This is a genomic window from Nocardia nova NBRC 15556, assembly GCF_001613005.1.
GTDB lineage: Bacteria > Actinomycetota > Actinomycetes > Mycobacteriales > Mycobacteriaceae > Nocardia > Nocardia nova.
In genome coordinates this window covers 1-11,604 of record NZ_BDBN01000043.1, presented here as the reverse complement: position 1 = coordinate 11,604, position 11,604 = coordinate 1, and the positions used below count along the sequence as shown (strand labels likewise).

General features: G+C 69.3%; 11 protein-coding genes. 5 read left to right on the top strand and 6 right to left on the bottom strand.

Annotation, left to right across the window (positions count from 1 at the left end; all coding sequences use genetic code 11):
- On the top strand, positions 1-1,027 hold a 1,027-nt coding region (gene metE, locus NN2_RS18355; RefSeq protein WP_082857074.1), incomplete at its 5' end, for a 5-methyltetrahydropteroyltriglutamate--homocysteine S-methyltransferase.
- A gap of 337 nt (positions 1,028-1,364) precedes the next feature.
- The gene (locus NN2_RS18350; protein WP_051755208.1) at positions 1,365-2,777 is read left to right on the top strand and encodes a short-chain fatty acyl-CoA regulator family protein; all 1,413 of its coding nucleotides are present in this window, start codon (positions 1,365-1,367) and stop codon (positions 2,775-2,777) included.
- On the opposite strand, the gene recG is transcribed toward NN2_RS18350, so the two are convergent.
- Together recG and NN2_RS18340 are read right to left on the bottom strand one after the other, a co-directional pair.
- A complete protein-coding gene (recG, locus tag NN2_RS18345; RefSeq protein ID WP_063015208.1) occupies positions 2,778-5,069 on the bottom strand; it encodes an ATP-dependent DNA helicase RecG in 2,292 nt (763 codons plus the stop codon).
- Positions 5,070-6,944, bottom strand: coding sequence for a DAK2 domain-containing protein (locus NN2_RS18340; protein ID WP_063015207.1), 1,875 nt, complete (start codon positions 6,942-6,944; stop codon positions 5,070-5,072). It lies immediately after the preceding gene.
- A 324-nt stretch (positions 6,945-7,268) separates the two neighbouring features.
- Between NN2_RS18340 and rpmB the strand changes: the two genes are divergently transcribed.
- Together rpmB and NN2_RS18335 are read left to right on the top strand one after the other, a co-directional pair.
- Positions 7,269-7,460: a 50S ribosomal protein L28 gene (rpmB, locus tag NN2_RS36365; protein WP_011210730.1), complete on the top strand. Its 192-nt coding sequence runs from the start codon at positions 7,269-7,271 to the stop codon at positions 7,458-7,460.
- Positions 7,461-7,518: 58 nt separating this feature from the next.
- Positions 7,519-8,115 (top strand): GNAT family N-acetyltransferase, encoded by a 597-nt coding sequence (locus NN2_RS18335; protein ID WP_155525545.1) that lies wholly within the window; start codon positions 7,519-7,521, stop codon positions 8,113-8,115.
- On the opposite strand, the gene NN2_RS18330 is transcribed toward NN2_RS18335, so the two are convergent.
- From NN2_RS18330 to NN2_RS18320, 3 genes are read right to left on the bottom strand one after another with little or no spacing between them, the layout of a single operon-like run.
- Positions 8,099-8,377 (bottom strand): hypothetical protein, encoded by a 279-nt coding sequence (locus NN2_RS18330; protein WP_030513011.1) that lies wholly within the window; start codon positions 8,375-8,377, stop codon positions 8,099-8,101. The genes NN2_RS18335 and NN2_RS18330 overlap by 17 nt on opposite strands.
- 38 nt (positions 8,378-8,415) lie before the next feature.
- Positions 8,416-9,093 carry a uracil-DNA glycosylase gene (locus NN2_RS18325; protein ID WP_063015206.1) on the bottom strand — a complete coding sequence of 226 codons (678 nt, stop codon included), beginning with the start codon at positions 9,091-9,093 and terminating at the stop codon, positions 8,416-8,418.
- A gap of 58 nt (positions 9,094-9,151) precedes the next feature.
- The gene (locus NN2_RS18320; protein WP_281209022.1) at positions 9,152-10,156 is read right to left on the bottom strand and encodes a thiamine-phosphate kinase; all 1,005 of its coding nucleotides are present in this window, start codon (positions 10,154-10,156) and stop codon (positions 9,152-9,154) included.
- A 206-nt stretch (positions 10,157-10,362) separates the two neighbouring features.
- On the opposite strand from NN2_RS18320, the gene NN2_RS36360 reads away from it, so the two are divergent.
- Positions 10,363-11,184 (top strand): DUF3515 domain-containing protein, encoded by an 822-nt coding sequence (locus NN2_RS36360; protein WP_082857072.1) that lies wholly within the window; start codon positions 10,363-10,365, stop codon positions 11,182-11,184.
- A gap of 44 nt (positions 11,185-11,228) precedes the next feature.
- Here NN2_RS36360 and NN2_RS18310 read toward each other — a convergent pair whose 3' ends face one another.
- Positions 11,229-11,525: a DUF6191 domain-containing protein gene (locus tag NN2_RS18310; RefSeq protein ID WP_245007541.1), complete on the bottom strand. Its 297-nt coding sequence runs from the start codon at positions 11,523-11,525 to the stop codon at positions 11,229-11,231.
- Between the last annotated feature and the right edge of the window lie 79 nt (positions 11,526-11,604).

Sequence of the window (11,604 nt, the reverse complement as noted above, 5' to 3'; positions counted from 1 at the left end):
GCAGCGCCGGCGCGAGCTGCAGCGCGCACGGCTGCGCCTGCCGCTGCTGCCCACGACCACGATCGGCTCCTATCCGCAGACCACCGCGATCCGCACCGCCCGCGCCGAGCTGCGCGCCGACACGATCGACGAGGCGCAGTATCGCGAGCGGATGCGCGCCGAGATCGCGGATGTGATTGCGCTACAGGAGAATCTGGAACTCGACGTCCTCGTACACGGTGAACCCGAGCGCAACGACATGGTCCAGTACTTCGCCGAACAACTCGACGGATTCGCCGCCACCGACCACGGCTGGGTGCAGTCCTACGGCACCCGCTGCGTGCGCCCGCCGATCCTCTACGGCGATGTCGTTCGCACCGCGCCGATGACCGTCGAGTGGATCACCTACGCCCAATCGCTGACCGGCAAGCCGGTCAAGGGCATGCTCACCGGTCCGGTCACGATTCTGGCGTGGTCGTTCGTGCGCGACGATCAGCCACTGGCCGAGACCGCGCGGCAGGTGGCGCTGGCCATTCGCGACGAGACGGTGGACCTGGAGGCCGCCGGAATCCGTATCGTCCAGGTCGACGAGCCCGCGCTGCGCGAACTGCTGCCGCTGCGCCGTGGTGATCAGCAGCCGTACCTGGACTGGGCGGTGGGCGCGTTCCGCCTGGCCACCGCCGGGGTTCGCGACGACACCCAGATCCACACTCATCTGTGCTATTCCGAATTCGGCGAGATCATCGGCGCGATCGCGGCACTCGACGCCGATGTCACGTCGGTGGAGGCGGCGCGCTCGCATATGGAGATCCTCGACGATCTCACCACCGCCGGGTACGCGCTCGGTATCGGGCCGGGTGTCTACGACATCCACTCACCGCGGGTTCCGAGTGTGGCCGAAATCGAGAATTCACTGCGTGAGGCGATGAAAGCCGTTCCGGCGGAACGGTTGTGGGTGAATCCGGACTGCGGCCTCAAAACCCGCGGCCGCGCCGAGGTGGAGGCGTCGCTGCGCAATATGGTCGAGGCGGCCGCGCTGGTGCGCTGATGCCGTGATGCGCCGTTGGATGTGACGCGCTGCCGCATGTGACGCGCTGCTGCCGCACGGTTGGCGACTCGCCCGGACGCGAGTCGCCGGCCGGACGGCCCGCCGGAAAAATTCGGGGCCCAGCAGCTTTTCCGGCAACCTTTTCCACCCGGTAGTTCACCACCTCCGAGCAGCACTTCCACTATCGTGTGCCTACCGGATCCGGCCGCATACTTCGCACGCTACGCATCATCGGAGTTGATCAAAACTCCTTGCAGCAGCAGATTTTTGTGCGCGCCTAGTAGCGAAATTGCAATGATTGCGAAGGCGTGAAGGTAGCATCTGCGGCGTGCGCAAGATGTATGCGGGTGCCCGGTTACGGCGGTTGCGCGAAGAACGACGGATGACCCAGGCCGCCCTGGCCAAGTCGTTGGAGCTTTCGCCCAGCTATCTCAATCAGCTCGAACGTGACCAGCGGCCTCTGACGATTCCCGTTCTCCTGAAACTCAATTCGACCTTCGATCTGGATGTGCAGTTCTTCGCCGCCGACTCCGACGCGCGGCTGGTCTCGGACCTGCACGAGGTGCTCGTGGAAGCGGCCGGCGGTACCGCCCCGCCCGCCGCGGAGGTCGAGGATCTCGCCACCCGGCTACCGGAGGTCGCCAAGACCATCGTCGCCATGCATCGCCGTCTGCGCGCTACCACCGATCAGCTCGACCTGTTGTCGTCGAAGGTCGCCACCCCCACCGGTGCGCCCGGTGTGCCGATGCCCTACGAGGATGTGCGCGATTTCTTCTACGACCACCACAACCACATTCCTCAGCTGGATCTGGCCGCCGAACGGCTGTTCGACGAATGCGGTCTGACCATCGGATCGATCGATCGCCAACTGGCGCGCGTCGCCGAGGAGCGGGCCGGTGTCACCGTGCTGGTCCGCGGCGACGGCGCCGATCCGGCCATCCCGAAGCGGCGCTACGACCCCGAGACGCGCACGCTCATCCTCGCGCGCCGGCTGCGCCCCGGTCAGCGGGCGTTCCAGATCGCCACCACACTGGCCTTCCTGCTGCACGGCGATCTGCTCGACGAGGTTCTCGACGCCACCCCGTCGCTGGTCGGTGAATCGCGGGCCCTGGCCCGGGTCGGGCTGGCCAACTATTTCGCGGGTGCGGTGGTGCTGCCGTACGGAAAGTTCCTGCGCTCGGCCGAGGAACTGTCCTACGACATCGACCTGCTCTCGCTGCGATTCGAGGTCGGCTTCGAGACGGTCTGCCATCGGCTGAGCACCCTGCAGCGGCAGGGACAGCGCGGGGTGCCGTTCTTCTTCGTCCGCACCGACCGCGCGGGCAACATCTCGAAACGCCAGTCCGCCACCGCGTTTCACTTCTCCCGGGTGGGCGGCAGTTGCCCGCTGTGGGTGGTGCACGAGGCGTTCTCCCATCCCGGCCGGATCCTCACGCAGGTCGCGGCCATGCCGGACGGCCGGCGCTATCTGTGGATCGCGCGCACGACCTATCCCAGTCCGCACGGCTTCGGCACCGCCACCAAGGAATTCGCGGTCGGGCTGGGCTGCGATATCGAATACGCCGATCGGCTGGTGTACTCGCAAGGCCTGCAACTCGACGAACCGGCCGCCGCGGTGCCGATCGGCGCCGGATGCAAGGTGTGCGAGCGGCCCGCCTGTCCGCAGCGCGCGTTCCCGCAGATCGGCCGCCCGCTGGCGGTCACCGAGAACTCCAGCGTCGATCTGCCGTATCCGCCCGCGGTCCGGTGATCAGGACTTCGCCAGATATTCCAGCCGCTCGGAGTCGACGGCGGCATGCATCATATTCGCCAGGCCCGGATGGTCGGTCAGCCCCGGATCGGCGTCCACGACCTCCCGCGCCAGCACCTGGGCGGTGGTGATGACGTCGAGATCGTCGAGCAGCGAGAGCAGTTTCAAGCTGCGCGCGGTACCCGACTGCGCGGAACCCAGCACATCGCCCTCCCGGCGCTGTCGCAGATCGAGCACCGACAGTTCGAAGCCGTCCAGCGTGCCGGCCACCGCCTCCAGCCGCGCCATGGCCGTGCCCATCGGCGAGGTTTCGGTGATGAGCAGGCACAGACCCGGATGTTTGCCCCGGCCCACCCGGCCGCGCAGCTGATGCAGCTGGCTGACGCCGAACCGATCGGCGTCCACGATGACCATGACGGTCGCGTTGGGCACGTCGACGCCGACCTCGACGACCGTCGTGCAGACCAGCACGTCGATATCGCCGTCGTTGAACGAGCGCATCACGCGGTCTTTGTCGTCGGTCGGCAGCCGGCCGTGCAACAAGCCCAGCCGCAGGTCGGCCAGCGGCCCGGTGCGCAGCGTCTCGAACACGTCGATCGCGGCGTGGGTGGTCGGCGCCTCGCCCGTGTCGTCGTCGGCTTGCTTCCGGCTCTTGCCTTTCGACTTGGCGCCCTTCTTCGCTGCGCCGTCGTCTTCCTCGTCGCCGATGCGGGAGCACACCACATACGCCTGCCGGCCCGCCGCCACCTCCTCGCGGATCCGTTCCCAGGCGCGCTCGACCCACGCCGGTTTCATCCGGGCGGGCACAACCCGGGTGGTGATAGGTGAGCGCCCGCGCGGTAGCTCGGTCAGGGTGGAGGTTTCCAGATCGCCGAGGGTGGTCATCGCGATGGTGCGCGGAATCGGCGTCGCGGTCATCACCAGCAGATGCGGGGTGATCCCCTCTTTCGCCTTGGCGCGCAAGGCATCTCGCTGCTCCACGCCGAAGCGGTGCTGTTCGTCGACGATCACCATGCCGAGGTCGAAGAATTCGACCGCGTCCTGGATCAGCGCGTGTGTGCCGATCACGATGCCGGCCGTCCCGGTCACCACGTCCAGCAGTGCCGCCTTCTTCGCACTCGCCGACATCGAACCGGTCAGCAGCACCACCTTGGTGGCCCGGTCGGCGGCGCCCAGTTCGCCCGCCGCACCGAGATCGCCGAGCATGGTCCGCAGCGACCGATAGTGCTGGGCGGCAAGGACTTCCGTCGGCGCCAGCAGCGCACACTGCAGTCCGGCGTCGACCACCTGCAGCATCGCGTGCAGGGCGACGATGGTCTTACCGGAACCGACCTCACCCTGCAGCAGCCGGTGCATGGGATGCGGGCGCGAGAGGTCGCCGGAGATCTCGGCGATCACCTTGTTCTGGCCGGCCGTCAGCTCGAACGGCAGGCGCTGTTCGAATTCCGCGGCGATGCCGTCGGAACGCGGCGGGCACGGCCGCGCGGTGCGCCCGGCCGCGTCGTGGCGGCGTTGGGCCAGTACCAGCTGCAGTGCCAGCGCCTCGTCGAAACGCAGCCGCTGCCGGGCCTGGTCGATATCGGATTTCCGTTCGGGCAGGTGGATCAGCCGCAGCGCATCCGAGACGGGGAGCAGTTCGTGGTCTTCGCGAAGATCCCGCGGCAGCGGATCGTCGATCGGATCGAGTTGGTCGAGCACCTGCCGCACACACGCCAGGATGTCCCAGCTCTGCACCTTCGCGGTCGCGGGATACACCGGAATGTATTCCCGTTCGAAGAACGAGATGTCCACTCCCCCGGCGCCTTTCGCGCTCTCCGCCAGACCGCGCAGCGCGCCGCCGCCGCGCACGGAGGTGAGACTGTCCACCGATTCGGCGGTCTCGGGCAGGATCAGATACGACGGATGCGACAGATTCCAGCGATCCGGCCGCCACCAATGCACGGTGCCCGACATCATGGCCCGGACACCCTGTTTGACGAGGTAGCTCACCTTGTCGCCGTTGAAGAAGGTGATCTCCACCGGTTTCGCGGAGCCGGTGTCCAGTTCCACCTTGAGCAGTTTGCCGCGGCGCTGCCGCATCGGCCGCAGTTCGGTCTTGCTCACCCGGCCCACCACCGTGATGTGGGCGCCCTCCTCGGGGGCCTCCTCGGTGAGCGGCTGCCCCTGGGTGGCATAGCGCAGCGGATAGTGGCGCAGCAGATCCTCGACGATATGCATATCGAAGGCGTCGGCCAGCGGTTCGGCCGCCTTCACCCCCAGCACGTGGTCGAGCCGGTCGCTCAGTGTCGCCATCTACTCCACCCCGATCTGGACCAGGTCCACGGCCTGTCCGCCGTCGTAGGTGACGACTTCGACGCCGGGAAATTCCGTGGTGATGTGTGTGGTGAGTTCGTCCGCCAATCCGGCGGGCGCCTGCGCGCCCAGCAGCAGCGTCACCAGTTCCCCGCCCAGCCCGAGCATGCGATCGAGCAGGGTGCGGGCGGCCCGGCGCAGGTCCGGATCGATGACGACCACGTCGTGGCCGACCAGGCCGAGACCGTCGCCCTGTTCGCACGTGCCGACGATGGTCAGCGCGCGTTCGGTGGCGACGCGGACCGCGCCCCACCGGGTACTGGCCGCCGATTGCGACATCGTCAGCGCATCGTCGACGGCCAGGCTGCCGCTGTCGTGCAGGGCGAGGGCCGCCAGCCCCTGCACCATGGAGCCGCTGGGCAGCATCATCACCTCGCGCCACCCGTCCCGGGCGGCCATACCGAGCGCCACCAGCTCCGGCGCGGGCAGGGCCCCGTTGGGCAGCACGAGCACCTCCCGCTGCGGCATCGCGCGGATGGCGGCCAGCAGCCGGTCGGCGGTCACCGCACCGGTGAGCACGACGGCACCGGAGTCCTCGAACAGCCGCACCGCCCCGGCGCCGGTGGCGATCGCGAGAATGCCTCGATCGGACTGTCCCTGCGCGGCAACGGACGTGCCGAACAACCCCTCGATCCGAATATTGCCCAGGGCGCCGGCGGCGAGACCCGCCTCCACCGCGGCGCCGGCATCGGCGCAATGCACGTGCGCCGACCAGCTGCCCTCGCCGTCGCCGACGACGACCACCGAATCTCCCAGCGCGGCAAGGTCGCGACGCAGCCGGTCGATGCGCGCCGGATCGGTCTCGCCGATCCGGTACATGACCTCGTACTGCGGCACGCTCGCCCGATTTCGCCGGCCCGACTCCGCCCCGGCATGCCGGACGGCTTCCGTGCCGGATTCGCTCTGCGGCGAGATCATCGGCAGCGCAGCATCGTTCGTTCGCGATCGCACACTCGTGATGTGCGCGCGATCGAAACCCGCCGGTGCCCCGCGACTCGCGGCGGAGCCGCCGCCCGCGAGCGCCTCCGGCCGGATCTCCTCGGGGCGAACCGGCGAATCCGCCTGTGCCGCAGTGTCGTTCGTCGGCGCGGTCGGCGAATCGACATCAGGAGCATCGCGTCGCGCCGGCCCGGCGGCCCGCTGCGCGGGGGCAGAATCGGTCACCCGGTAGACCGGACGCGCCGGTGCGCTCCCGGTACACACCTCCACGAGGGCGTCCAGCAGGACCAGCAGCCCGCGCGCCCCGGCATCGACCACACCGGCCGCACGCAGCACCACCAGTTGTGACGGGGTCTCGCCGAGCGCCTTCACCGCGCCGTCGGCGGCGGCCACGGCCACCGCGGCGACCGTCTCCTCCGCACAGTCCTCGGCGCGATCCGCCGCCGCCTCCAGCACGGTGAGCATGGTGCCCTCGACCGGTTCGCTCAGCGATCCCCGGACCAGTACCGCCGCCCGGCGCAACGCGGTACGCAGCGTGGCCGCGGTGAGACCGTCGCGATCGGCCGATTCGGCCAGCCCCCGCAGGACCTGCGACAGGATGATGCCCGAATTTCCGCACGCCGCGGCGGTCGCGGCCCGGGCCGTGGCAGCGAGCAGATCGGCGGCATCGCCGGGCGGATCGGCGTCGTCGCGCATCTCCGTCGCGGCGAGCGCGGCGCGCATGGTGATGAGTAGATTGGTTCCGGTGTCGGAATCGGCCACCGGGAAGACGTTCAGCGCGTTGATCTCCTCGCGATGGGCGAGCAGGTGTTCCACACACAGCGCGCCCCACTGCCGCAGTGCGGCCGCATCGAGCCTCTCCCGGACCCCGCGCACGTCACCGTCCTTCCCGCCACCGCGATCACACCGTCGAACCCGCCAGCCAGGGTAGTCGTCCGCACCGACAGCCTCGACACGCGAAGCCCGGTGAGGACGGGGATCCGGCGGCGCCGGCGACGCGTCCGCGGATCGGCGCAGGCGGCGCCCCCCGGGGCGATTGGACATCGAATACGACCGGCCGCTACTCTTGCAGGGTTGCCTCACGCGGCCGCTGCCCGGTCGCGTTCACCGGCGGTAGCGCTGGTAGGCATTGAGGATAAAGTTTCCGGACAGGCTGTCTCCCCGACAGCGGTCCCCCATGACATGAAGGAGCTCGCGACTATGGCTGCCGTCTGCGACGTCTGCGCCAAGGGCCCCGGCTTCGGTAAGTCGGTTTCGCACTCGCACCGGCGCACCAACCGTCGCTGGAACCCGAACATTCAGACCGTTCGTGCGCAGGTTGCCCCCGGCAACACCCGCCGCATGAACGTCTGCACCTCCTGCCTGAAGGCCGGAAAGGTTGTTCGCGGCTGAGCTGCGTAGACATCTTCGACGCCCCGGCGCACCCACAGGGTGACCGGGGCGTTGTCATGTGGTCACCCGGCGTCATGTCGTCACCCGGCGGGACGCGATGGTGAACCCGCACCGCCCGCGGATCGCGGCGGCGTCCACCGAATACGCCCGTGATCTGGCGATCTGCCATATCGAATCGTGGCGGGAGGCCTATCGCGGCCTGGTGCCCGACCACGTGCTCGCCGCCTTCGACGTCGACCGCCGTGCCGCCCGGTGGGCCGCGCTCATCGACTCGATCGACGAGAGCGCGGCGGCCGACCGAACGACCCACACCATCGTGCTGGCCCTCGACGACACCCGCGCCCCCGGCGATCGCGTCCTCGGATTCGCACACGCCGGCCCGCCTCGCGACGAACCGCGCGTCGCCGATCGGGAACTGTATGCGCTCTACGTCCGGGCCGACCGATACGGCACCGGCATCGCGCAGGAATTGCTGCGTGCGATTCTCCTCCCCGACACCGACACCGCGTTATGGGTGTTCGAGGAGAATCCACGCGCCCGGAATTTCTATCGAAAGTTCGGATTCGCCGCTGACGAGGCCCGCCGAATCGAACCGTTCTCCCTGGCGAGCGAGATCCGGATGATCGCCCGCCGCCCGATTACTGGGCGCCGTTGAAGCAGTCGAGTCCGCCCTGCGCGCTGATGCTCTGGAAGATGCACAGACCGCGCGCATTGACGTTGGACGACAGCGACGACGAACCCGTCTGCGGATCCCACAGGGCCAGCACCGGTCCCGCGTGCTGAGTGGTGGTGACCTCTTCCTGCGGGGTGGCCGGCTCCAGCGGCAGGCCCGCGGCCTGCGCTATCGCGGGTGCGCCGAGGACCGCCGCACCGGCGGCGACGGCGACTACGGCACCGCGCACGGATGTGATCTGCATGCATCTGCTCCTGTTTCGCTCGAACTGTTACGCCGCGGTCAGGGCAAGCGCCAATCGACCGGGGCGGCCCCCAATGTACCGAGCAATTCGTTGGTGCGGGAGAAAGGCCTCGATCCGAAGAAACCGCGCGAGGCCGACAGCGGTGAGGGATGGGCGGATTCGATGATCGGGACATCGCCGAGCATCGGCTTCAACGTCGAGGCGTCGCGGCCCCACAGAATGGCCACCAGCGGCTGCTCGCGGGCCACGAGCGCGCGAATTGCCTGCTCGGTCACCGCTTCCCAGCCCTTGCCCCGATGCGATGCGGGCTGGCCGGGCGAGACCGTCAGCACTCGGTTCAGCAGCAGCACACCCTGATCCGACCACGGCGAGAGGTCACCGCACGACGGGGTCGGATGGCCGAGATCGCGCGAATACTCGGAGAAGATGTTCGCCAGGCTGCGCGGTACCGGCGAAACATCCGGCGCCACCGAGAAACTCAGGCCCATCGCATGACCGGGGGTGGGATACGGGTCCTGTCCGACGATCAGCACGCGCACCTTGTCGAAGGGGCGGGTGAAGGCGCGTAAGACGTTCTCTCCCTTGGGGAAGTATCCGCGTCCGGCGGCATTCTCCGCCCGCAGGAACTCGCCCATCTCGGTGATCCGGTCGGCCACCGGTTCCAATGCCTCGGCCCAGCCCGTATCGATGATCTGCGGCAGTGGTTTCGCGCCCATGTCGGGAAAAGATAGTCGCCGCGGCTCGGCGTCGTCACGCCGACCACCCGCCGTCGCCTCATCGGACCGCATGCTGTTCGCCCCCTCCGAACGACTCCCAGCCCAGCGGCCCCGGCCACCGCGCTCCGTCGACGAAAACGCCGGAGCCGGTGCATACCCGGCCGATCGCCCGCCAGCCCGGCGGGATCGCGGTACCGGCCTCGAAGGTGGCGGCGAAGGCATGGTCCTCACCGCCGGTGAGCACCCAGCCGAGCGGATCGGCGTGCAGCGCATCCGCGACCGGCGACAGCGCCGGATCCGCCACGGCCGCAGAGTCGACATCGACCGCCACCCCGGAGGATTCGGCGATATGGGACAGATCGGCGAGCAGTCCGTCGGAGACATCGGTCATCGCGGTGATCTCGGTGGCGTCCGGCAACTCCAGCACGGCGGAGTACGGCGGTCGCGGAACCCGATGGGCGGCAATCACATCGGCGAACCGCTCGGCGCCGGCAGCACCGGCCGACAGGGCCGCCAGTCCCGCCGCCGACCAGCCGAGCCGGCCGGCGACCGCGACGATATCGCCGTCGCGTGCCCCCGAGCGCAGCACGGTCCGGCCTCGCGGATCACCGAACGCGGTCACCGAGATCACCACCTGGGGGCTGCGCACCACATCGCCCCCGGCGATCGAGGCCCCGGCCCGCCGCGCCTCCGCCCACATACCGTCGACCAATCCGTCGACGAACGCCACCTCTGTCTCGGCGGGACAGCCCAGCGCCACCACGAACGCGCTGGGCGCGGCACCCATCGCGACGACGTCGGCGGCATTCTGCGCGATCGCCTTCGCCCCGATGTCCTCCGGCCGCGACCAGTCCAGCCGGAAATGCCGATCCTGTACGAGCATGTCGGTACTGACCACGTAGCGCCCGGCCGGGGCCGCCACCACCGCCGCATCGTCGCCGGGCCCCAGCTCGACGCCGCCACCGAACGAACGCCCGGCGTTCATCCGTTCGATCAATGCGAATTCGCCCAGGTCGCGCACGGTGCGCGGGCCGCTCTCGGTGATGTCGCTCTCCTTCTTCACACCCGGTCACGTCACCGGGGACACCACACTCCGACGCTACCCTGTGCCCGGGCTGCCGCACCGGCCCGCTGTGGCCTCCTCTCGGGCGCGGCGGCGCCCGGATGCCGCGGGAGCGCGCCGACGGCCGTTCGATACTCTCGAACACGCATTCCCAGACAATCAGCCGGGCGCGACGCCAGCCCGGCACAAGTGGAGACGAATCCCGGATGAGTAGCGAGACGGACCGGCCGACAGCGGACACCCCGCAGCCCGACCGACCGGAGTCCCAGCCCGGCCTCCCGGCCGCGGCCGACCCGGAACCCGCTACCGACCGGCCCGAGAACTCCGCGCCGGCCGCGGCCGAGATCCGCGAGACCCCCGAGGCCGATGAGGCCGAGTCTTCGAAGTCGCAGCCGGCCGAGTCCGAACCCACCGAACGCGGCGATTCCGACCGCGATGCCTCGTCGGACACCGAATCCACCGCCGAGCAGGCCTCCGACGACTCCGGCCCGCAGCTGCATCCGGCGCTGATCGCGACCGCCGTCGCACTTCCGGTGGCGCTGATCGTCGTCGTCCTCGTCATCGCGGCCATGTCGCGACAGTCCGCCGGTCGCGAGCCGCTGGCGCTGGGCTCGGTACCGGCGCCGGCCGCGTCGAGCCAGGATTGCACCGCGCTGCTGGCCGCACTGCCGGAGTCACTCGGCGACGACTACACCAAATCCGAACTCGCCCAACCGGCTCCGCCCGCGACCGCGGCCTGGCAGCTGTCGGGCGGCGGTGATCCGATCGTGCTGCGCTGCGGCCTGGACCGGCCCCTGGAATTCAACAAGGCGTCCGCCCTGCAGGTGGTCAACGGCGTGAACTGGTTCGAGGTGCGCGATCAGACCAGCGGCGTGACGTCGGGCACCTGGTACGCGGTGGACCGCGGCACCTATATCGCCGTGACCATGCCCGCCACGGCGGGACCCTCTCCGCTGCAGGAGATTTCGAATACGATCGCCAAGACCGTGCCGGCGAAGCCGCTCGATCCGAACCCTGTTCCGAACTGAAAGCCGTTGCCGCACAGGTCGGCCGGTCCGGGCGGTGACGCGGATCAGGCGCGCGGCAGGCGGGCCCGGCCGGTGCTCAGATCTATCTCCGTCTCACCGGGAGTCCCGTCCCCCGTATTCTCCCGGTGCATGAGAACCGTCTGCCGCTCCTCGAATTCGTGCCGTTTGCCCGCGTCGAACAACGCGTCGAACTGCTCGAATCCGATACCCGCCGCACTCGGCCCGGTGGAATCGCGCATCCACGGCAGCGCGGCGCGGCCGGTCATCTTCCGGTAGCCCACCTCGGCGAAGGCGACCGCGATGATCAGCAGCGCCAACCCGGGCAGAGTCATCGCGAGCATCACCCCACCCAGATTACGCGGGCCGCGCCGCCGCTCAGCGCAGTCCGGTGCCCCGGGTCAGTGCCGTCTCGATGAGCGT

What these genes read in the sequence shown, in the direction of transcription:
- NN2_RS18310 (WP_245007541.1), bottom strand. Translation starts at nt 11,525, where the DNA reads ATGCTCGCGATGACTCTGCCCGGGTTGGCGCTGCTGATCATCGCGGTC.
- NN2_RS18350 (WP_051755208.1), top strand. Translation starts at nt 1,365, where the DNA reads ATGTATGCGGGTGCCCGGTTACGGCGGTTGCGCGAAGAACGACGGATG.
- NN2_RS18325 (WP_063015206.1), bottom strand. Translation starts at nt 9,093, where the DNA reads ATGGGCGCGAAACCACTGCCGCAGATCATCGATACGGGCTGGGCCGAG.
- NN2_RS36360 (WP_082857072.1), top strand. Translation starts at nt 10,363, where the DNA reads ATGAGTAGCGAGACGGACCGGCCGACAGCGGACACCCCGCAGCCCGAC.
- NN2_RS18330 (WP_030513011.1), bottom strand. Translation starts at nt 8,377, where the DNA reads ATGCAGATCACATCCGTGCGCGGTGCCGTAGTCGCCGTCGCCGCCGGT.
- rpmB (WP_011210730.1), top strand. Translation starts at nt 7,269, where the DNA reads ATGGCTGCCGTCTGCGACGTCTGCGCCAAGGGCCCCGGCTTCGGTAAG.
- recG (WP_063015208.1), bottom strand. Translation starts at nt 5,069, where the DNA reads ATGGCGACACTGAGCGACCGGCTCGACCACGTGCTGGGGGTGAAGGCG.